The organism is Caballeronia sp. INDeC2 (assembly GCF_023631325.1).
Classification (GTDB): domain Bacteria; phylum Pseudomonadota; class Gammaproteobacteria; order Burkholderiales; family Burkholderiaceae; genus Caballeronia.
The window spans coordinates 66,717-87,890 of record NZ_JALQDG010000011.1 but is presented as its reverse complement, the minus strand read 5'-3'; the positions used below and the strand labels follow the sequence as shown (position 1 = coordinate 87,890).

At 63.9% G+C, this 21,174-nt stretch carries 20 protein-coding genes; 9 read left to right on the top strand and 11 right to left on the bottom strand.

Annotated features, from left to right (window positions below; genetic code table 11):
* The 5 genes from NCS28_RS08820 to NCS28_RS08800 all read left to right on the top strand — a co-directional run bounded on the left by NCS28_RS08820 (window position 1) and on the right by NCS28_RS08800 (window position 4,889).
* On the top strand, window positions 1-1,203 hold the full coding sequence (locus NCS28_RS08820) for a tryptophan--tRNA ligase (RefSeq protein ID WP_250513466.1): 1,203 nt from the start codon (window positions 1-3) through the stop codon (window positions 1,201-1,203).
* Window positions 1,203-1,799, top strand: coding sequence for a class I SAM-dependent methyltransferase (locus tag NCS28_RS08815; RefSeq protein WP_250513465.1), 597 nt, complete (start codon window positions 1,203-1,205; stop codon window positions 1,797-1,799). Before NCS28_RS08820 ends, NCS28_RS08815 begins: the two co-directional genes overlap by 1 nt.
* 63 nt (window positions 1,800-1,862) lie before the next feature.
* Complete coding sequence (gene dapA, locus NCS28_RS08810; RefSeq protein WP_250513464.1) at window positions 1,863-2,768, top strand: 4-hydroxy-tetrahydrodipicolinate synthase; 906 nt, start codon at window positions 1,863-1,865, stop codon at window positions 2,766-2,768.
* 171 nt (window positions 2,769-2,939) lie between these two features.
* A complete protein-coding gene (bamC, locus tag NCS28_RS08805) occupies window positions 2,940-4,082 on the top strand; it encodes an NlpB/DapX family lipoprotein (protein WP_250513463.1) in 1,143 nt (380 codons plus the stop codon).
* A gap of 33 nt (window positions 4,083-4,115) precedes the next feature.
* Window positions 4,116-4,889 carry an MBL fold metallo-hydrolase gene (locus NCS28_RS08800; RefSeq protein ID WP_250513462.1) on the top strand — a complete coding sequence of 258 codons (774 nt, stop codon included), beginning with the start codon at window positions 4,116-4,118 and terminating at the stop codon, window positions 4,887-4,889.
* A gap of 122 nt (window positions 4,890-5,011) precedes the next feature.
* Here NCS28_RS08800 and NCS28_RS08795 read toward each other — a convergent pair whose 3' ends face one another.
* Together NCS28_RS08795 and NCS28_RS08790 are read right to left on the bottom strand one after the other, a co-directional pair.
* Window positions 5,012-5,266 carry a hypothetical protein gene (locus NCS28_RS08795; protein WP_250513461.1) on the bottom strand — a complete coding sequence of 85 codons (255 nt, stop codon included), beginning with the start codon at window positions 5,264-5,266 and terminating at the stop codon, window positions 5,012-5,014.
* Window positions 5,267-5,534: 268 nt separating this feature from the next.
* Entirely contained in the window at window positions 5,535-6,773 is a 1,239-nt protein-coding gene (locus NCS28_RS08790) for a cupin domain-containing protein (protein ID WP_250513460.1), read from the bottom strand.
* Window positions 6,774-6,806: 33 nt separating this feature from the next.
* Between NCS28_RS08790 and NCS28_RS08785 the strand changes: the two genes are divergently transcribed.
* Window positions 6,807-7,358, top strand: a complete 552-nt coding sequence (locus NCS28_RS08785; RefSeq protein ID WP_250513459.1) for an FKBP-type peptidyl-prolyl cis-trans isomerase — start codon at window positions 6,807-6,809, stop codon at window positions 7,356-7,358.
* 43 nt (window positions 7,359-7,401) lie between these two features.
* On the opposite strand, the gene NCS28_RS08780 is transcribed toward NCS28_RS08785, so the two are convergent.
* From NCS28_RS08780 to NCS28_RS08760, 5 genes are all read right to left on the bottom strand, one after another.
* Window positions 7,402-8,709: a hypothetical protein gene (locus NCS28_RS08780; protein ID WP_250513458.1), complete on the bottom strand. Its 1,308-nt coding sequence runs from the start codon at window positions 8,707-8,709 to the stop codon at window positions 7,402-7,404.
* On the bottom strand, window positions 8,696-11,404 hold the full coding sequence (mutS, locus tag NCS28_RS08775; protein WP_502801171.1) for a DNA mismatch repair protein MutS: 2,709 nt from the start codon (window positions 11,402-11,404) through the stop codon (window positions 8,696-8,698). The genes NCS28_RS08780 and mutS overlap by 14 nt, the downstream gene beginning before the upstream one ends.
* A gap of 259 nt (window positions 11,405-11,663) precedes the next feature.
* Window positions 11,664-12,032, bottom strand: coding sequence for an ElaB/YgaM/YqjD family protein (locus tag NCS28_RS08770; protein ID WP_250513457.1), 369 nt, complete (start codon window positions 12,030-12,032; stop codon window positions 11,664-11,666).
* A gap of 199 nt (window positions 12,033-12,231) precedes the next feature.
* Window positions 12,232-13,530: a lysophospholipid transporter LplT gene (gene lplT / locus NCS28_RS08765; RefSeq protein ID WP_250513456.1), complete on the bottom strand. Its 1,299-nt coding sequence runs from the start codon at window positions 13,528-13,530 to the stop codon at window positions 12,232-12,234.
* 182 nt (window positions 13,531-13,712) lie between these two features.
* Complete coding sequence (locus NCS28_RS08760; RefSeq protein ID WP_061119646.1) at window positions 13,713-14,516, bottom strand: inositol monophosphatase family protein; 804 nt, start codon at window positions 14,514-14,516, stop codon at window positions 13,713-13,715.
* 247 nt (window positions 14,517-14,763) lie between these two features.
* Here NCS28_RS08760 and NCS28_RS08755 point away from each other — a divergent pair, with 247 nt between their 5' ends.
* Both NCS28_RS08755 and cysE read left to right on the top strand, forming a co-directional pair.
* Entirely contained in the window at window positions 14,764-15,534 is a 771-nt protein-coding gene (locus NCS28_RS08755) for an RNA methyltransferase (RefSeq protein ID WP_250513455.1), read from the top strand.
* Between the two features lie 199 nt (window positions 15,535-15,733).
* Window positions 15,734-16,528: a serine O-acetyltransferase gene (gene cysE / locus NCS28_RS08750; protein WP_250513454.1), complete on the top strand. Its 795-nt coding sequence runs from the start codon at window positions 15,734-15,736 to the stop codon at window positions 16,526-16,528.
* Between the two features lies 1 nt (window position 16,529).
* Here cysE and NCS28_RS08745 read toward each other — a convergent pair whose 3' ends face one another.
* The 4 genes from NCS28_RS08745 to NCS28_RS08730 all read right to left on the bottom strand — a co-directional run bounded on the left by NCS28_RS08745 (window position 16,530) and on the right by NCS28_RS08730 (window position 19,221).
* On the bottom strand, window positions 16,530-17,330 hold the full coding sequence (locus tag NCS28_RS08745; protein ID WP_250513453.1) for a UDP-2,3-diacylglucosamine diphosphatase: 801 nt from the start codon (window positions 17,328-17,330) through the stop codon (window positions 16,530-16,532).
* 13 nt (window positions 17,331-17,343) lie between these two features.
* The gene (locus NCS28_RS08740; protein ID WP_250513452.1) at window positions 17,344-17,835 is read right to left on the bottom strand and encodes a peptidylprolyl isomerase; all 492 of its coding nucleotides are present in this window, start codon (window positions 17,833-17,835) and stop codon (window positions 17,344-17,346) included.
* A 75-nt stretch (window positions 17,836-17,910) separates the two neighbouring features.
* Window positions 17,911-18,492 carry a peptidylprolyl isomerase gene (locus NCS28_RS08735; RefSeq protein WP_250513451.1) on the bottom strand — a complete coding sequence of 194 codons (582 nt, stop codon included), beginning with the start codon at window positions 18,490-18,492 and terminating at the stop codon, window positions 17,911-17,913.
* A 51-nt stretch (window positions 18,493-18,543) separates the two neighbouring features.
* Window positions 18,544-19,221 carry a tetratricopeptide repeat protein gene (locus tag NCS28_RS08730; RefSeq protein WP_250513450.1) on the bottom strand — a complete coding sequence of 226 codons (678 nt, stop codon included), beginning with the start codon at window positions 19,219-19,221 and terminating at the stop codon, window positions 18,544-18,546.
* Window positions 19,222-19,774: 553 nt separating this feature from the next.
* On the opposite strand from NCS28_RS08730, the gene cysS reads away from it, so the two are divergent.
* The gene (gene cysS / locus NCS28_RS08725; RefSeq protein WP_250513449.1) at window positions 19,775-21,172 is read left to right on the top strand and encodes a cysteine--tRNA ligase; all 1,398 of its coding nucleotides are present in this window, start codon (window positions 19,775-19,777) and stop codon (window positions 21,170-21,172) included.
* The last annotated feature ends 2 nt before the right edge of the window (window positions 21,173-21,174 follow it).

Here is a 21,174-nt window from a genome sequence, read left to right as displayed (position 1 = left end):
ATGTTCCCTGACCGTATCTTCTCCGGCATGCGGCCCACCGGGTCGCTGCACCTCGGCCACTATCACGGCGTGCTGAAAAACTGGGTGCGGCTGCAGTCCGAATACCCGTGCTTCTTCGCGGTCGTCGACTGGCATGCGCTCACGACGCACTACGAGACGCCCGAGGTCATCGAGAAAAACGTGTGGGAGGTGCTCATCGACTGGCTGGCGTCGGGCATCGATCCGGCGCAGGCGACGCTCTTCATCCAGAGCCGCGTGCCCGAGCACGCCGAACTGTCGCTGCTGCTCGGCATGGGCACGCCGCTCGGCTGGCTCGAACGCGTGCCGACCTACAAGGAGCAGATCGAGAAGCTGCGCGAGAAGGATCTGTCGACCTACGGCTTTCTCGGCTATCCGGTGCTGATGGCGGCGGACATCCTGCTGTATCGCGCGTCGCTCGTGCCGGTCGGCGAGGATCAGGTGCCGCACGTCGAGATGACGCGCGAAATCGCTCGCCGCTTCAACTACCTGTACGGCCGCGAGCCGGGCTTCGAGGAAAAGGCGATGGAAGCCGCGAAGAAGCTCGGCGGCAAGCGCGCGAAGCTGTATCACGAGCTGCGCGTCGCGTATCAACAGGAAGGCGACGACGAAGCGCTCGAGCAAGCGCGCGCAATGCTGCAGGAATCGCAGAGTCTGTCGATGAGCGATCGCGAGCGCCTGTTCGGCTATCTGGAAGGTTCGCGCAAGATCATTCTCGTCGAGCCGCAGGTGCTGCTGACCGAAGCGTCGCGCATGCCGGGGCTGGACGGACAGAAGATGTCGAAGTCTTACGGCAATACCATCGGTTTGCGCGAGGATGCGGCGACCATCGAGCAGAAAGTCCGCAAGATGCCGACCGACCCGGCGCGCGTGCGGCGCACCGATCCGGGCGATCCCGACAAATGCCCGGTCTGGCAACTGCATCAGGTCTATACCGATGAAAAGACGCACGAATGGGTGCAGAAGGGCTGCCGCAGCGCGGGCATCGGCTGCCTGGAATGCAAGCAGCCGGTGATCGAAGGCATTCTGCGCGAGCAGCAGCCGATGCTCGAGCGCGCGCAAAAGTACATGGACGACCCGTCGCTGTTGCGCGCGATCGTCGCGGACGGCTGTGACAAGGCGCGCAAGTTCGCCACGGAGACGATGCGCGACGTGCGCGAGGCCATGGGCCTGTCCTACAACTGATGGAAGGGGCGCCGAGTCCGTGGGTCGCGCGCTGGGCGCATCTCGTTGCGCCCGGCGGCGCGGTGCTCGACGTCGCCGCGGGTAGCGGGCGTCACGCGCGCTGGTTCGCGGCGCGGGGTTTTCCGGTGCTGGCCGTCGACCGCGATGCCGGCGCGTTGTCGTCGATGTCCGCGATCACGCGCGTCGACACGCTGGCCGCCGATCTCGAGAATGCGCCCTGGCCGTTACCGAGCGACCGAACGTTCGATGCAGTCGTCGTCACGAACTATCTGCATCGCCTGCTGTTCGGGCACTTGATCGACGCGCTCGCGCCCGGCGGCGTGCTGATCTACGAAACCTTCGCGGCGGGCAACGGCAGCATCGGCAAACCGTCGAATCCCGCGTTTCTGCTCGAACCGGGCGAACTGCTCGAAGCGGTGAGAGGGCGGCTGCGCGTGATCGCCTACGAGGACGGATTCGTCGACGACCCGCGTGCTGCCTACGTGCAGCGAATCTGCGCGGTTCGCGAAATGCAGCCAGCGAAGGCGTCGGCGGAAAACGCGCTCACGATTGGTAACACACCCTCGGGTCCGCCGCGTTACGCGCTCGGCAGCTAATCCGCTACAATCGCGTAATATCGCTTTTCGCGATTAAATTCACGATTAAATTCATAGAGTTTCATGACAAACGGAACACACGGCGGCATCCAGATCCGCGGCAGCATTCCTGCCATCGTCACACCGATGCACGAGGACGGTAGTCTTGATCTGCCGGCGTTTCGAAAACTGATCGACTGGCATGTCGAGCAAGGATCGAACGGTCTCGTCGTGGTCGGCACCAGCGGCGAATCGGCCACGTTGTCGGTCGAAGAGCACATCCTGATGATCCAGACGGCCGTCGAGCACACGGCGAAGCGTTTTCCGATCATCGCGGGCGCGGGCGGCAATTCGACGGCCGAGGCCATCGAACTCTCGAAGCAGGCGAAGAAAGTCGGCGCCGACGCCACGCTGCAAGTCGTTCCCTATTACAACAAGCCGACGCAGGAAGGCATGTATCGCCATTTCCGCACCATCGCGGAAGCGGTCGATCTGCCGGTGCTCCTGTACAACGTGCCGGGCCGCACCGTTGCCGACATGAGCAACGAAACGATCCTGCGCCTCGCTGACGTGCCGGGCATCATCGGCGTGAAGGAAGCGACGGGCAATATCGATCGAGCGGCGCATCTGATCAAGCACGCGCCGGCGAACTTCTCGATTTTCAGCGGCGACGATCCCACGGCCATCGCGCTGATGCTGCTGGGCGGCCACGGCAATATCTCGGTGACGGCAAACGTCGCGCCGAAGGAAATGAGCCAGCTCTGCCGCGCCGCCATCGAAGGCGATGCGATCACCGCGCGCCGCATCCATCTGAAACTGCTGTCGCTGCACAAGCAACTCTTCTGCGAATCGAATCCGATTCCGGCCAAGTGGGCGCTGCAGGCGCTCGGCCGCATGGAAGGCGGCATCCGTCTGCCGCTCACGCCGCTCGACGCGCGTTATCACGACGTAGTGCGTGACGCGTTGTGCGACGCCGGGCTTCTCGCCTGATCGCACGTGGCGGCGCGCCAGTCACAAAGAATCGAAAGGCCGCGCCGCCGCACGTGATCGAAATGGACCACACCTTCAGCCATCAACCGCCGCTCATTTGCCTCGCTGAGCCGCTCGGGTAGAGCGGATTCAGTGCGAGGCAATGCGTCATCAGCAGCAAAGAAGGACCTCATGAAACTTTCCGCTCTTCTTACTCATGCCAAACGCGTGAGCGTGCTGTCGCTCGGCGCCGGCGCGCTCTTCTCGCTTGCGGGTTGCGATACGCTCAACGACTGGCTCGCGCCGGATCGCGTCAACTACAAGGCAGCCGAAACCGCGCCGTCGCTCGCGGTCCCGTCCGACCTGACCACGGCCGACATCAGCCAGCGCTATGCCGCGCCGCCGAAGATCAACGCGCTCGGCGGCGCCGCGGAACGTTCGGTCACGCCGGCCGGCAACGCGACGCTCGGCGTGCCGAATGCGCAGGATCCGTTCGGCATGCACATCGAGAGCGACGGCGATCGCCGCTGGCTCGTCGTCGATGGCCGCTCGCCCGATCAGATCTGGGGTCCGCTGAAGGAGTTCTGGGAAGAGAACGGCTTCACGCTCAAGACCGATGCGCCGCAGACTGGCATCATGGCCACCGACTGGGCCGAGAACCGCGCAAACATTCCGAACGACTGGTTCAGAAACAGCGTGGGCAAGCTGCTCGATTTCGCGTACTCGTCGGGGACGCGCGACATGTTCCGCACGCAAGTGGACCGCGCGTCGGACGGCTCGACGGACATCTCCGTCACGCACAGCGCGATGGAAGAAGTGCTGACGGGCCAGGACAAGACCTCGTCGCGCTGGGAAGCGCGGCCGCGCAATCCGCAGCTCGAAGCCGCGGTGCTCACGAAGCTGATGCAGAAATTCGGCCTGACCGAAAAGCAGTCGCAGCAGCTGATGACGCAGGCGCGTCCGTCGGGCGCGAAGGTCGCGGTGGATCAGAGCGCGGGCGGTTCCACGCTCGATCTCGCCGAGCCGTTCGATCGCGCATGGCTGCGCGTGGGCCTCGCGCTCGATCGCACCAACTTCACGGTCGACAATCGCGATCGCGACAAGGGCATCTACTACGTCCATTTTTCGGACTCCATGGCGGAGCTGAAGAAGGACGGCCTCTTCGGCAAGCTCTTCTCGAGCAACACGCCGAAGCCGACACGCCAGTTCCTCGTCAACGTGAGGCCGAAGGCGGACGCGGTCACGCAAGTCGGCGTCGTCGATGCGAATGGCCAGCCGGATACGTCGTCCGATGCGCAGCGTATCGTGTCGTTGCTGCATGCTCAGTTGAACTAGACGAACACGTTACCAGTCGATGATGAGTTCATTGTGAGATTCGCCAGTCTCGGCAGCGGCAGCGAGGGCAATGCATTGCTCGTCGAGGCATCGAGCGGCGCGACGACGACGCGCGTGCTGCTCGATTGCGGATTCTCCGGCAAGGAAATCGAGCGCCGCCTCGCACGCCTGAACTGCCGCGCCGAAGACCTGGACGCCATCGTCATTACGCACGAGCATACGGACCATATCGGCAGCGCACTGACGCTCGCGCGCCGCTGGTCCATTCCGTTGCACATGAGCTGGGGCACGGCGCGCGCGATCGGCGCCGATGAAGCCAACGTCGAATTGAACGTGCTGTGGGGCGATGAAAGCGTCGCCATCGGCGATCTGAACGTGATGCCGTACACCGTGCCTCACGATGCCCGCGAGCCGCTGCAATACGTTTTCTCCGACGGCGCGTGTCGTCTAGGCGTGCTGACGGATGTCGGCGTGTCCACGCCGCATATCACGAACGTGCTGAGCGGCTGTGACGCGCTCGTCCTCGAATCCAATCACGACGTCGAGATGCTTGCCGCGAGCCGCTATCCGCCATCGCTGAAGGCGCGCATCGGCGGGACGCACGGGCATTTGAACAACGAAGCGGCGGCCGCCATTCTTGCGTCGCTCGATCGTTCCAGGCTGCGTCATCTCGTGGCCGCTCATCTCAGCCAGCAAAACAATCTGCCGCATCTTGCGCAAGCTGCGCTTGCCGCCGCGATGGGCGCCTGCGCGGTCGATGTCGTCGTGGCGACTCAGGCCGAAGGTTTCGACTGGCTCACGCTCTAGACAGATCACGCGACGCACAGCGCGAATACGAACAGAATGCGGATACAAAAAAACCGGCCCAAGAGCCGGTTTTTTCGTTTGCAGAACCGCATCGAGCGGCCTGCGGCGAGCGCCAATAAGCCTTACTGGCTTGCGCCCGATGCCGGAGCAGCAGCCGAAGCGGCACTGTCCGAAGCTGCGCCAGCAGCCGAAGCTGCGTCGCTTGCAGCGGCCGAAGCGCTCGATGCAGCAGCGTTTGCGTCCGAAGCAGCAGCAGCCGGAGCCGAAGCAGCCGACGTATCGCTTGCAGCGCTCGGAGCAGCCGTTTCGCTAGACTTGTTGCATGCAGCCAGAGCAACAGCAGCCAACAGGGATGCTACGAGGAGGGATTTCTTCATGATCACGTCCTTTTATGGTTAAAGGTAAGCAACAGCGCAAAGTACCGGTAATGTGTGCTCCAACACCGACCTGGGCCGCTGTGGAGACTCACAATTCTTTTTTGTGTGAGACTTCCTACGGCTTGGCCGGAAATTATAGGCACTTTCGTAACGACCGTCGATAAATCAGGGGACGATACGTTGTCTTTCTCATACAAACTTTCATATTGCGGAACAGCAAAATTCTAGCATCCGCAGCGTGTCAGGAAGTCTCGTAAAGGCAAGCCTGTCAAGGCAAAGCACCCAATCGAAGCCAGCCCGCACAATACCATTCGTGAAGCAGCGCTGTCATTGACGATTCGTCTGTAAGTGTTACAAAGCGTTTCGCCTCCAGAGAGCGACTATCCGCCAATTCAGGGAGCCACTTTTTCAGCTTCGACGACAACACCGCAGCTTCACCATTTACGAAATATGACCGCGCGTCGTAGAGCAAAATAGTCTTTCTATCCAGCCTGACGCCCGTTCTTTTCGCTCGCTCTACAAATTTTTGCTCATTTAACGCGCGCTCGGGGGCGTCGAATACGACATTCGCTTTCGGCTCGCTCAAATACGTGCCCAGAAACGCCGCAACAGCCTTTTCATCCCAGTTGACGTTCGCAAGGATCGCGCCAACGCGGTCGATGAGCAACGGGGGCAGCGCCGCTGGACTCGACACGGGTTCCTGCGCCGGATCGCGATAGCGCGCGTTGCCTTTGGCACCGTCGGACGCATCGCCCATGCGCTCGGCGAGGTGATAGAGGAACTGCGCCGTGAGCTCGTGCGCGGAGGGCGCGCGAAAGCCGATCGACGCCGTCATGCATTCGCCTTCCGCGATGCCGTCGTGCGCGATATGCGGCGGCAGATAGAGCATGTCGCCGGGCTCCAGCACCCATTCCTCCGCAGGCTCGAAGTGCTGTAAAACTTTCAACGGCAGTCCTGGTTTTAGCGAAAGATCGCGCTGCGCGCCGATGCGCCAGCGGCGCTTGCCATGAACCTGAAGCAGAAAGACATCGTAGGAGTCGAAGTGCGGTCCGACACCGCCGCCATCGGTTGCATACGAGATCATCAGGTCGTCGAGACGCGCGTCGGGAATGAAGCGGAACTGGCTCATCAGCGCGTGCGCGCGATCGTCGTGCAGGTTCACGCCTTGCACGAGCAGCGTCCACTCGCGTTTCTTCGCCGAAGGCAATTCGTCGGGCGCGAACGGGCCATGCTCGAGATTCCAGGTATTGCGAAAATGTGTGATGAGACGCGACTCGACATCGTCGAGATCGGCGAGTTCGAACAACTCGTCGCGTGCGAGCGGCGCCGCAATATTTGGAATGGCCTGCCGGATCAGGAGCGGCTTTTTCTGCCAGTAACGCCGCATGAACTGTCGCGGCGTACGGTTGCCCAACAGGGGTGTGAGTTCGTCGGGCAAAGGCGCGCGAGCACGCGCGTGAAGGCCGGAAACGGGGATGGGTGTTGCGTCAGGGGGCCGCTTGGGCATCGTATAATCGAGGCTTGTATCTTGGAGGATCCAATGAAAATTGCGAAAGACACTGTCGTTTCGGTCGCGTACAAGCTATCGGATGCGCAAGGCAATCTGATCGAGGAGAGCGACGAGCCGATGGTCTATCTGCACGGCGGCTATGATGGCACGTTCCCCAAGATCGAGGAAGCGCTCGACGGTCACGAGGCGGGCTATGAAACGCTCATTCAGCTCGAACCGCAAGATGCGTTCGGCGAATACGATCCCGAACTCGTCAAGGTCGAAGAGCGCAGCCGCTTTCCGGAGCCGCTGGAAGTCGGTATGCAGTTCGAGGGCACGCCCGAAGACGGCGATGACGACATCGACTCGCTCATCTACACCGTGACCGACGTCGCCGAAGACAAGGTCGTGCTCGACGGCAATCATCCGCTCGCGGGTATGGCGCTGCGTTTTTCGTTGTCGGTGCAGGAAGTGCGCACGGCGACGGATGACGAGATCCAGCATCAGCACGCGCATGGCGCGGACGGCCTGCACGTCGTCGATGAAGACGAAGACGACGATGACGACGAACCCCGCAAGGACGCCGGTCCGACGCTGCACTGAGCGCGTCGGCCGATGAAGAAAGCGCAGCTTCGGCTGCGCTTTTTTATTGCCCGCTCGCGCCGTTCTGCACACCCGATGCCGGTACCGGATAGATCGGCGGCAAGGACTGCGGCGGCGTGAAGATCGGCGGCAGACCGGAGGCGGGCGACGGCATCGATGGCGGCGGGGGCAGCGACTCAGGCAGATCGTTGCGCGGCAGCTCGGGCGGCGTCGATGCCGGCAATGTGGCTTGTGGCGCCGCGTAGGGCGCCGGATAAGGCGCGTAAGACTCGCTCGATTGCGCGGGCGCTTCGGGCGGCGGCGCGTTCGATTCTCGCGTGTGGCTGTCCTTCACATCGCGCACGCGCAGCCGAAACGGCGGATGCCATTGCGCATCGCTTTGCACTTCGAGCCATTGCGATTGCGGCTTCCTGAACGCGATCGCCACGCGCGTCAGATTCGTGACGATCAAACCCTTGTCGTTGCGCAAAGGCTGATCGATATGAAAGCCGTTCGGCTCGGGCGCATCGGTGCCGTGAATCACGATGACCGGACCGCGAAAGATCTCCGCCGCCTTCACGAGACTGCGCTTCAGTTCGAGGAAGCCGTCGCGCGGCTGGTTCGAGCGCGAAAAGTGCAGCCATGCGAAACGTTCGCGCCGCTCGTATCGGGAGAAGTCGGGATCGGCCTGAAGCATGACGACGAGCGCGCGCATCTCCGTGCGTCGCGCCGATTCCGCCGCATGTTCGAGCCAGAAGGTCGTCGCGACGGCGCGGTCTTCGAACTCGCCGTTGCGTCCGCCCGCGGTCAGATAGTGATTGTTCGGACTCGGCACGTTCAGCCCTATGAACGCGATGCCTTGCGCCTGCCAGCGCACGATTTCGCGGAATGTGCGAAAGCGCGCGACGTCGCTTTCGCGCGAGAGCATGAGCGGGCTTTGTCCGAGCGAACTGGCATCGGCGAAGAAAAGCTGGCGCACGAAATCGAGCCGTTCGACCGGATCGTAAGCGCCCGCATGCGCGAGAGCGCAATCGGCCCAGTCGTGTTGACCGGGGAGCAGCACGAGAGGCGTGCGCGACGCGTCCAGCAGATCGTGCCGCGACTGGTAGATGCTGTCGCGACACGGCTCTGTGCTGCCCTTGAAATTGCCGTCGTAGACGATGAAAGCGATGCTGCCGTCGCGCGCGATCGCATCGAGCATGCGGCGTACCGGCGCTTCGTCGGCGGGGCGGGTGAGGGCGTCGGAGATCACGGCGAAGCCGAGCGGCGTGCCTGCTTCGGCGTGCGCATGCACGACCGCGCCGCACGAGAGTGCGAACGCGATCACGGCGCTTGTCAGGCGCGCGGCGAAGACACGATCAACGCGATGCATCCGGCGGACGATTCGCCAGTTCATGCAGTTCGTAGAGCAGATCGAGCGCTTCGCGCGGGCGCAGATCGTTCGGATCGAACGCGCGCAGTTTCTCCATCACAGGATGTTCCGGCGCTTCAGGTGTCTCCTGATCGTCCTGCGGCAAATCGTCTACATAAGGCGCATACGGCTGGCTCGCGAACAGATCGAACTGCGCGGCGGGCTGGCTGACCGACTGCTGTTCCAGATGCACGAGATGCTTGCGCGCCGCGCGAATCACCGCGGCCGGCACGCCCGCGAGTTGCGCGACCTGCAGACCGTAGCTCTGATTGGCCGGACCTTCGCTCACCGCGTGCAGGAACACGATGCCATGATCGTGTTCGACCGCCGACAGATGCACGTTCGCCGCCTGCGCAAACTCCGCGGGCAATTGCGTGAGCTCGAAGTAATGCGTCGCGAAGAGCGTGTAGCAGCCGTTGTGCGTGAGCAGATGCCGCGCGATGGCCCACGCGAGCGCTAGGCCGTCGAAGGTCGAGGTGCCGCGCCCGATCTCGTCCATCAGCACGAGGCTCGATGCGCTCGCGTCGTTGAGAATCGCCGCCGCTTCGGTCATCTCGACCATGAAGGTCGAGCGGCCGCCCGCCAGATCGTCGGCCGCGCCGATGCGCGTGAAGATGCGGTCGAGCGCGCCGAAACGCGCGCGTTTCGCGGGCACGTAACTGCCGACGTACGCCATCAGCGCGATCAACGCGGTCTGACGCATGAAGGTCGACTTACCGCCCATGTTCGGGCCGGTGATGAGCAGGAGCTTGCGGTCCTGGCTCAGACAACAGTCGTTGCCGATGAACTGCTCGACCTGTGCCTCGACGACCGGATGCCGTCCCTGTTCGATATCGATGCCCGCATCGGCGGTGAACTCCGGCGCGACCCAGTCGAGCGCGCGGGCGCGTTCGGCGAACGCGCACAGGAGATCGAGTTCCGCGAGCGCGCTGGCGACACGCTGGCAATCCGGGATGAAAGGCAACAGATTCTGCAGCAGCGTGTCGTACAGCGCGCGTTCGCGGGCAAGGGCGCGCTCCTGCGCGGAGAGCGCCTTGTCCTCGAACGCCTTCAATTCCGGCGTGATGTAGCGCTCGGCGTTCTTCAGCGTCTGACGGCGGCGATAGTCGTCGGGCACCTTGTCGGTCTGTCCGCGCGTGACTTCGATATAGAAGCCGTGCACCTTGTTGTATTCGACGCGCAGATTCGCAATGCCCGTGCGCGTGCGTTCGCGCGCTTCGAGATCGATCAGGAACTGATCGCAGTTCTCCGAAATATCGCGCAGCTCGTCGAGGTCCGGATCGTAGCCGCGCGCGATCACGCCGCCGTCGCGAATCAGCGCGGCCGGCTCGGTCGCGATGGCGTTCGTCAGCAGATCGAGACACTCGTGCGGCGGCTCCAGCGCCGCGCCGATGCGCTCCAGCGCCGGCGTATGCGCGGCGACGCCCGCGACGAGCGCGCGCAGATCAGGCAGCGCGGCGAAGGTATCGCGCAGGCTCGACAGATCGCGCGGCCGCGCCGACAGCAACGCGAGGCGGCCCGTGATGCGCTCGATGTCCGAGATCTTGCGCAGCGCGCCGCGCAGGGTGTCGAGGCCGCCGCTCGCGGGCGCGTCGAGCAATGCGCCGATCGCTTGCTGGCGCGCCTGCGCGATCGATGCATCGCGCGGCGGATGATGCAGCCAGTGGCGCAGTAGGCGGCTGCCCATCGTCGTGCAGCAGGTGTCGAGCAGTGAGAAGAGCGTGGGCGATTCGGTGCCGCGCAGCGTCTCGGTGAGTTCGAGATTGCGCCGCGTGGCGGGATCGAGCCCGATGTATTCCGATTCGTACTCGACCTTCAGACTGCGCACGTGGCGCAATTGCTGGCCTTGCGTCGCGGCGGCGTAGAGCAGGAGCGCGCCGGCCGCGCCGCACGCGCACGTAAGGGTTTGCGCGCCGAAGCCGTCGAGGCTCGCGACGTCGAGTTGCTCGCGCAGGCGCTGCGTGCCCGAGCCGACATCGAAGTGCCATGCCGGAACGCGCGTGGTCGCGCCCGGATTCGTCATACCGAGCGATGCCGGAACGTCCGTGATCGAGTCCGCGACGAGCGTTTCCGCCGGACGGATGCGCTCGAGCGCCGCGCTCACTTGCCCCGGCGCGACTTCGGCGAGACGCAATGCGCCGCTCGCGAGATTGAGCCACGCGAGACCGACGCTCGTCACTACGCCGCGACGGTTGTGCGCAGGGCAGAGCGCCAGCAGGTAGACGTCGCTCTTGTCCGAGAGCAGGGCGGCGTCAGTCAGAGTGCCCGGCGTGACGACGCGCACGACCTTGCGCTCGACCGGTCCCTTCGATGTCGCCGGATCGCCGATCTGCTCGCAAATCGCAACCGACTCGCCGAGCTTCACGAGCTTCGCGAGGTACTGCTCGCATGCGTGATGCGGCACGCCCGCCATCCTGATCGGATTGCCGCCCGACGCTCCGCGCTGCGTGAGAGTGAGATCGAGCAGGCGCGCGGCCTTCTCGGCGTCGTCGAAGAAGAGTTCGTAGAAGTCGCCCATCCGGTAGAAAACGAGCGTGCCAGGATGCTCCGCCTTGATGCGCAGATACTGCTGCATCATGGGCGTGTGCTGCGACAGGTCCGCGAGCGGCGCGGCGGTGTCGGTGGAGGTGTCAGGGGATGCCGTGTGAGTGCCCATCTTGCATGCTGTGAAAGCCGGAACGACCCAACGGCCGGACGCGACGTGCGCCGGCCGCCAATCAGCCGATTAGGGCATGAGTTTAACCTGTCACGGGATCGCGGCGGAGCCGGCCGGATGGCCAATTGAATGTTGCCAAGGGGCAGAGGTCGTGCGTGGGCGAGTGCATCGCGCCCGCGCGGCTGGCGCGAGGGCGCGGCACGCCGCCGGAACGAACGCGATGCCGTTCCGGCGGCAAGTTCGATAAAGCCTGGGTGCCTCAAGCGCGCCCGGCGAGATAACCGACGAGCAACGCGAGACCGGCCACCGCGCCGAGCGTATGCCACGGCTTGTCATGGACGAAGTCGTCGGCATAACCGGCGGCATCGTTCAACTTGCCGGTGATGGCGCCGCCCGCGCCGTTCATCTGCGAACGCGCGGTCTTGAGCTTCGACTGCAACTCCTTGCGCAACTTGTCCGCATCGATGTCCTTCGCGTTCTGGATCGAGCTTTCCAGATCGTCGAGAAGACTGCGCAACTGCCCGCTGGCCGAATCGACGGCGTCGCTCGCACCGCGCACCGCGCGCTGGCCGATATCGGCTGCGCCATTGATCTTGCTGTCGAGCGTCGAACGTGTGAACAATCCCATTTCCTTGCTCCTTTATTGACGTTGCCGAGGAATGAATGTCGCCGGGTCCGCTTTTCTGTCGTCACTGTCGTCACGACCCGCGCGAGAAAGCCCGGCGCGCGCCTGCAACATTACGACTTCTTCCCCGCGCCCGCGTTCCTCCCCGCTTCCTCGTCGGCCGGCGCCGGGTACACACCCAGAGTACACCGTAGAGCAAGGTTCATTCCTCGACGAGCGCGACGAGATCCGTATCGCGTTCGTTCTGTGTGTGGCGACGCATCGCGAGCGCCATCATCAGACACACGAAAAGACCGAATATGACGATGATCCACTGCACCGGCACCTTGCTCGTCAGCAGGAGCGCGTAGGCGCCGAGCATCGCGAGCACGGCCAGATTCTGGTTGAAGTTCTGCACCGCGATGGAATGTCCGGCGGACAGCAGCGTCGCGCCGCGATGCTGCAGGATCGCATTCATCGGCACGATGAAGAAGCCGGACAGACTGCCGAGTGCGATCATCAGCGGATACGCCATCAGAATGTACGCCGGCGCGAACAACGGGCCAATGTGCACGCCCGAGTCCGCCGGGAACAGATCCTTGTTGTAGAACGCCATCGCGACCGCAACCGCGCCGATGAGCACGCCCACCGGCAGCACCTTGAGCGACTGGCGCAGCATGATCCACGCGGACGCCGCCGCCGCGCCGAGCGCGATGCCTATGCCCGTCACGCCCTGCAGCACGGCGGCTTTCGAGAGCGAGAGGCCGAGATTCGCGTCGGCCCATTTGAGCACGAGCAACTGCAGCGTGACGGCCGAGCCCCAGAGCAGCGTCGTGACCCACAGCGCGATCTGCGCGAGCTTGTCTTTCCACAGCACCGCGAAGCTATGCGAGAAATCGTGGACGAGCCTCGTCGGTTCGGTCAGAAGGTTCGGATAGCGCGCGCCGGTGTCGGGAATGAACACGTTGACGACGGCCGCCGACGCATAGATCACCATCACCGCGAATAGCGCGGCGTGCGCGGCGGTGTTGACGAGCGGCACATGCGCATGCGTCACCCAGCGTCCGACGGCCTGGCTCACGAGCGCGCCGCCGATCACGGTGCCGAGAATCGTCGAGCCGACCGTCGCGGACTCGAGCCACGCGTTCGCCGCGATCAGCTTCTGCGGCGGCAGCAGCTCGGTGAGAATGCCGTACTTCGCGGGCGAATAAGCGGCCGCGCCGAGACCGACCACGCCGTACGCGATCATCGGATGGACGCCCGCAATCATCATCGCGCAGCCGGCCGCCTTTAGCGCGTTGGAGACGAACATGACGTGACGCTTCTGGATGGCGTCGGCGAATGCGCCGACGAACGGAGCGAGCACCACGTACGAAATCGTGAAGAAGATTTGCAGAAGCGGTGTGACCCACGGCGCCGAATGCACGACGGCGAGCATGGCGATCGCGGCGATCAGCAGCGCATTGTCGGCGAGCGACGAAACGAACTGCGCGGCGATGATCGTGTAGAAGCCTTTCTTCATGAGATGGCGTGACGTGTGGCGCGGGAGCGGGGCAGGGGTGGGAAAGCGCACATCGCCCGTGCGGATACGAGGGGCAAAGCTTGCACTGTAGCGGAGGCCTGCATTCGTTGCAGCAGGCGGTGCGCGCGGGACGCGAGGGAAGAGAAAAAAACGGGGCGCCAGGCGCGCCCCGTGGATGCGGCTTATTCGCCGGTCAGACGCGTGCGCGAGTACATGTCGAGAATCTTGACCATCTGCGCGTACACCTTGGGGTTCGCGGCGACGATCTCGTTCTTGAACAGGAAATCCGATTCGCCCGTGTAGTTGCCGACGAGCCCGCCCGCTTCGGTCACGATCAGGCTGCCCGCGGCCACGTCCCACGGATGGATGCCTTGCTCGAAGAAGCCGTCGAGACGCCCGGCCGCGACGTTCGCGAGATCGAGCGCGGCGGCGCCCGGACGGCGCAGGCCCGCGCACGACAGCGTCATTTCGCTGAAGAGGCGCATGTAGCCGTTCAGGCCCTGGCCGTCGCGGAACGGAAAGCCCGTGCCGATGAGCGCATCCGACAGGCGATCCAGCTTGCCGACGCGAATGCGCCGTTCGTTCAGATACGCGCCGCGGCCGCGCGATGCGGTGAAGAGGTCGTTGCGCGTCGGATCGTAGATGACCGCCTGCTGCACGACGCCCTTGTGTGCGAGCGCGATCGACACGCAATAGTACGGAAAGCCGTGAATGAAGTTGGTCGTGCCGTCGAGCGGATCGATGATCCACTGGAATTCCGATTCGCGATCCGTTTCGCCGGATTCTTCGGCGAGGATGGAGTGATCGGGATAGGCGGTGTGCAGCGTCTCGATGATGGCGGCTTCGGACGCCTTGTCGACTTCCGTCACGAAGTCGTTGTGCTGTTTCTTGCTGACCTGGATGCGGTCCAGATCGAGCGACGCGCGGTTGATGATCTGTCCGGCGCGGCGTGCGGCCTTGACAGCGATGTTGAGCATCGGATGCATGAGCGAAATCCTCTGACCGCCGCGCGCTCATGTACATGAATGCGCGCGGGCGGAAAAGTTGGCGACAACGACTATGTCGACGAAAGACGAATTGAATAAGAGCGGTGCGTTCGCGCGAAGGTTCGACTGGGTGAATAAACCGTTCGCGGCGCGCGAAGGGGCCATTTTACCTGAAAGTGGGCGCGCGTTTTCGCCGCTTCGGCAAAGCGCGTTAACATAACGGGTTCGCACATCAGCACACATCGCCTTGGAACCCAACGAACTCTCCGCGCCCGCAGGCGGCTTCACCTCCACGCGCTTCATCCTCGTCGAGCCGAGTCATCCAGGCAATGTCGGCGCGGCCGCGCGCGCGTTGAAGACGATGGGCTTCGCGCGCCTCGTCCTCGTCGCGCCGCGCTTGGCCGACGTCAAGAACGAGCCCGAAGCCATCGCGATGGCCTCCGGCGCCGACGATGTCCTCGCGTCCGCTCACGTAGTCGATACGCTCGCCGATGCGCTCGTCGGCGTGCACTGGTCGGTCGCGCTCACGGCGCGCATGCGCGAATACGGTCCGCCGCAGATGCCGCCGCGCGCGCTTGCCGAACGCGCGCATGAATTCGTGCGTCAGGGCGACATCGCGCTCGTGTTCGGCAACGAGCGCACGGGGCTGTCGAACGCGGATGTCGAACGCTGCAGCGCGCTTGCGCATATTCCCGCCAATCCCGCCTACAGCTCGCTCAATCTCGCGCAGGCCGTCCAGGTGCTCGCCTACGAACTGCGGCTCGCGTTCCAGGCGCCCGCGAGCGCGCTTGCCGTGGTCGAACCGGCGGGGCAGAGCGCATCGAGCGATGAAATCGAAGGCATGTACGCGCATCTCGAAGACGCGCTCGTCGCGCTCGATTTCCTCGATCCGGCCAATCCGAAGAAGCTGATGTCGCGCGTGCGGCGGCTCTTCGCGCGCGCGGGGCTGGAGCGCGAAGAGGTGAATATCCTCCGCGGGATGGCGAAGCACATCCTCTTGCACGCGAAGAAAGACTAGAACGCGCGTGCTGTCGTTTGAACGATGGCAGCGACCGCGCTGCCATCGGGGGCATCGAGCGAACTCCGCGGGCTCGCCCTACAATCGGCGAAAAACGGCGACAGCCGATATAAGCTTTGCGCGTTCCGTGCTTTAGCGCTTTGCCGGGCTCCGATCGCACGAGTATTCGCGCGCCCCTTCCCCTAATCGAGACATCGCCATGTTCGACCGACTTCGCGAAGACATCGCCGCCATCCGCGAACGCGATCCCGCCGCTCGCAGCGCCTGGGAAGTCGTCACCTGTTATCCGGGGCTGCACGCGATCGTCCTGCATCGCCTAGCGAACGCATGCTGGCGCGCGCGATGGCGCTGGCTCGCGCGATTCGTGTCGCAGATCGCGCGCTTTCTCACGGGCATCGAGATTCATCCGGGCGCGACGCTCGGGCGGCGCGTGTTCATCGATCACGGCATGGGCGTGGTGATCGGCGAGACTGCGCAAATCGGCGACGACTGCACGATCTATCAGGGCGTGACGCTCGGCGGCACGTCGCTCACGCGCGGCGCGAAACGCCATCCGACGCTCGAGCGCGGCGTGATCGTCGGCGCGGGGGCGAAGGTGCTCGGCGGCTTTACTGTCGGCGCGGAGGCGAAGATCGGCTCGAATGCGGTGGTCGTGAAGCCGGTGCCGGCGGGCGGCACGGCGGTGGGCAATCCGGCGCGCATCGTGATGCCCGCGGTTTCAAAGCCGAAGCAAACGAAGCAGGAAGGTTTCTGCGCCTACGGCATCACGCCGAATGCGGACGATCCGGTGTCGCTCGCGATCCACGGCCTGATCGATCACGCGTCGACGCAGACGCAGCGCATCGACGACATCGTCGCGGCGCTCGAGCGGCTCGGCGCGCGCGTGGAAGCGCTCAATGCCGTCGATGGCGCCGCACTCGTCGATCTCAAGCGCCTGTGCACGTCGATGGACGGCAAGGCGACGGAAGAGCGCGCCGCGTCCCTCGAACGATAGCTTAGAGCGGCAGCGCGCGCACGCCTTCGCCGTCGAGGCGCAGATAGCCGCCGCGCGGCGTGTTCGCGTCCAGTTCCCAGTCGGGCAAGACCCAGCGCGTGCCCGCGACTTCGCGATGCATCGCCGGACGATGCGTGTGGCCGTGAATCAGCGTATCGGTGCGGCTCTTGATGAAGAGCTCGGACACCGCTTTCTTCGTGACATCGTATTTCGCCTTGTCGCCCATCACGCGCGAGCCTTCGCTCTTCGTGCGCATGCGCTGGCCGATTCCCAGCCGCGTATCGAGCGGCAACGCCAGAAAAAAACGTTGCGCGATCTTGTTGCGCGCGAACGCGCGAAAGCCCTGATAGGCGCGATCCGCCGTGCACAGACCGTCGCCATGTGCGAGCACGATGCGCTTGCCGAACGCCGTGATCACGAACGGATCGGGCAGGGGCAGCGCGCCCGCAGCCTTCATGAAGCGCTTGCCCAGCAGGAAATCGCGATTGCCGTGCATCACGTAGAGGCCGATGCCGCGTTCGGAGAGCGTGTGCATGAGGCGCGTCATGCGGCGCGCGAAGTCGGCGCGCGGGTCGGTCGCGGGACCGTCGAGGATGTCGTCGCCGATCCAGAATTCGAACAGGTCGCCGAGAATGAAAACGGAGTCCGCGCCGTTCGCCGTCACTTCGACGAAATGCTCGAAGGCGGCGACCGTTTTCGGAATCGCTTCCGAGAGATGCAGATCGGCAATGAAAAACAGCGGGCGCGCGTTGTTCGCTGCGCCCGCTGCTTCGCGATCGAATGAAGTCTTCGTATCGATCATGCAGTGACCAGGATCAGACCACGACGGCCTTCTCGATCACCACGTCGTCCACGGGCACGTCCTGATGGAAACCCTTCGAACCGGTCTTGACCTTCTTGATCTTCTCGACCACGTCCATGCCTTCGACCACACGGCCGAACACGGTGTAGCCCCAGCCTTGCGGCGTCGGCGACGAGTGGTTCAGGAAGTCGTTGTCCTTCACGTTGATGAAGAACTGCGCGGTCGCCGAATGCGGATCGTTCGTGCGCGCCATCGCGATCGTGCCGTTGTCGTTCTTCAGGCCGTTGTTGGCTTCGTTGTTGACCGGCGCATCGGTCGGCTTCTGGTTCATGCCCGGCTCGAAGCCGCCGCCCTGGATCATGAAGCCGTCGATCACGCGGTGGAACACGGTGTTGTCGTAATGACCCTTCTTCACGTAGTTGAGGAAGTTTTCGACGGTCTTCGGCGCCTTCTCGGCGTCCAGTTCCAGCTTGATGATGCCGTGGTTCGTATGCAGTTCGACCATGATGATGTTTTCTCCAATGTGTTTGATTGAGCCCCGGCGCGGCGTGCGCGCCAGGCCGGCGACAGGCGCTTCGGATTACTGCGGGACCACGGTGGCCGACTCGATCACGGTCGGCTTCTGCGGCACGTCCTGCATCGGGCCGCGCGTGGTGGTCGGGCTGCCTTCGATCTTCTTCACGACGTCCATGCCCGCGACGACCTTGCCGAACACGGCATAGCCGTTGCCGTCCGGGCTCGGATAGTCGAGACCCGCATTATCGACCGTATTGATGAAGAACTGGGCGGTGGCCGAGTTCGGGTCGCTCGTGCGCGCCATCGCGATCGTGCCCGTGGCGTTCTTCAGACCGTTCCTGCTTTCGAGCGGGATCGGCGCGCGCGTCGGCTTCTCGGCGAAGCTCGTGCTGAAGCCTCCGCCCTGGATCATGAAGCCCGGAATCACGCGATGAAAGATCGTGCCGCTGTACTGACCGGACTTCACATAGTCCAGAAAGTTCGCGACGGTCTTCGGCGCCTTCTCCGGATACAGCTCGACCTTGATGTCGCCTTGCGTGGTCTTGAAGAGCACGGTAGGGTGCGCGGCTTGCGCATTCGGCTGCGCGAACGCCGGCGCGCTCGCGATCAGGGCAGCGCTCGAAAGCGCCAACATCAGGAATTTCATGAAGGATCGATCCTCGTGTGGTGAATGCGGACAGTCGGCGGCGAAGGGCGCTTACGGCTGCGCCTTCGGTGCGACATAGGGCATGGTCGGCAGCGGGCCGGTCGGGCCGCCGAACGGCGAAAACTCGTCGGGCGCGGGCATGGCCGGCGAGACGGCGCCGGACGCGGGCGCCCATTCGTCGGCGGCTGGGCGCGGCACCGTTGCGGCGCCCGTTCCGGATGCTGCGTCCGCCGAACTTGCGCGCTTCTTCGGCGGCGTGTAGATGTTCTGGATCGCCGTAATGCGCTGGCTCGTAAGCGGACTCTTCGAGCCGAGCGATTGCGCGCGCTTGTACGACTCGCTCGCGAGACGAAGATAGAGATCGCCGAGGTTGTCGTAGGCGAGCGCATAGCCGGGGTTCGCCTTGACCGCCGTTTCGAGCGCGGCGCGCGCATCTTCGTAGCGGCCTTTCTTCGCGTAGAGCGCGGCGAGATTGTTGTATGGCTCGGGCAGTTCGGGATAGGTCTGCGTGAGTTCGGTGAAGGCGGCGATGGCTTCGTCGTCGCGGTTCAGGCGCGCGAGCACGGTGGCGCGCTTGAACTTCGCCTGCGCGTCGCGCGGATTCGCGGCGATGCGCGCATCGAGTTGCGTGAGCGCGGCGTTCCAGTCCTTGTTCGCGATGGCCGAATCGATCTGCGGCGTGTCATCGCGCGTGGCGGTCGAGGTCTGCGCGAGCGCGGCCCCGGACATGCCGACGCATGCGGCGAAAGCGAATGTGCCGAGCGTCCGGGATACGAACCGGCAAGAGAGTTGCAGAGACATGCGCGCTTTGCGATGAGTCACTTGGAATCGAGTCAATGAATGATGCAGCGAAAGAAGCCACGAAAGCGGCGAAAGAGACCGCGAGCGCGTGGAGGCGTGAACGATCGCGAAGACCGGAGAGCGAGCAGATTTGCCCGATGCGGCGCATTGTCCGGCAAGGCTTTCGGCCTGGCCCGGAGCGCGGCTCGTGAAGCCCGCCGCGCGGCCGCTTCGACATTTCATAGGCTCAAGTCCCGGTGTTATACTCCGACCCATTCTAACAAAAGGTCTGCACGTCCCGCGCACGTGTCTTGCGCCTGGTTCGCCAGGCACGCATGCCGCGCCGACGCCAGACTGTCTTTCGCCACTCGTGGCCGCCTCCGTCCTGGTCGCATGACCGTCGTGTTCGTGCTCGCGTGTGGGTCTCGTTTGCTCCCGCGCGTATCTATCACGCCGCCTGCTGCCCGGCACACGGTCGACTCCGGTCCATGCTTCGCCTTCTATGAACTCGCTGCGCATCTACAACACGCTCGCCCGTGACAAGCAACCCTTCACGCCGCTCAAAGCCGGCGAGGTACGCATGTATGTCTGCGGAATGACGGTGTATGACTATTGTCACATCGGCCATGCGCGCGTGATGGTGGTCTTCGATATCGTGCAACGATGGCTGCGCACGATCGGCTACAAGGTCACGTTCGTGCAGAACATCACGGACATCGACGACAAGATCATTCGCCGCGCGGTCGAGAACAACGAGCCGATCAAGTCGCTCACCCATCGCTTCATCACGGCGATGCATGAAGATGCCGACGCGCTCGGCGTCGCGCGCCCGGACATCGAGCCGCGCGCGACCGACTTCATCCCGCAGATGCTCGGCATGATCGATGCATTGCAGGCGAACGGCTACGCCTATCAGGCGAAGGACGGCGACGTGAACTACGCAGTGCGCAAGTTCGCCGACTACGGCAAGCTGTCGGGCAAGTCGATCGAAGACCTGCGCGCGGGCGAGCGCGTCGCCGCGAACGACGCGAAGGAAGATCCGCTCGACTTCGTGCTGTGGAAGCAGGCGAAGGCCGGCGAGCCTGCCGACTCCGGCTGGGATTCGAAGTGGGGACGCGGGCGTCCGGGCTGGCATATCGAATGTTCCACGATGGGCTGCACGCTGCTCGGCGAACATTTCGACATCCACGGCGGCGGGCAGGACCTGCAGTTCCCGCATCACGAGAACGAGATTGCGCAGAGCGAAGGCGCGACCGGCAAGACCTTCGTGAACTACTGGATGCACAACGGTTACGTGCAGATCGACAACGAGAAGATGTCGAAGTCGCTCGGCAACTTCTTCACGATCCGCGAAGTCCTTGAAAAATTTGATGCCGAAGTCGTGCGCTTCTTTATTGCGCGGGCACACTATCGGTCGCCGCTGAATTACAGCGACGTGCATATCGACGATGCGAAGAACGCGTTGACGCGCTTATATACGGCGTTGAAGGATGTCGAGCCGGACAATCAGCAACTTGACTGGAACGAGGCGAACGCGCAGCGTTTCCAGTCTGCGATGAACGACGACTTCAACACGCCGGTGGCCGTGTCAGTGCTGTTCGATCTCGCGAGCGAAGTGAACCGCACGCGCGAGCCCGCGCTCGCTCGGCAGCTCAAGGGTCTCGCGGGCGTGCTCGGACTGCTCGGGCGCGAACCGCGTGCGTTCCTGCAGCAGGCGAGCGGCACGGGCTCGGAGCCGCGACTGTCGCCGCAAGAGATCGAAGCGAAGATCGCCGGACGCATTGCCGCGAAGCAGGCGAAGAACTACGCCGAAGCAGACCGGATTCGCGCCGAATTGCTCGAAGCCGGTGTTGCGCTTGAAGACAAACCGGGTGGGTCGACCGAATGGCGCCGCGTTTGAAC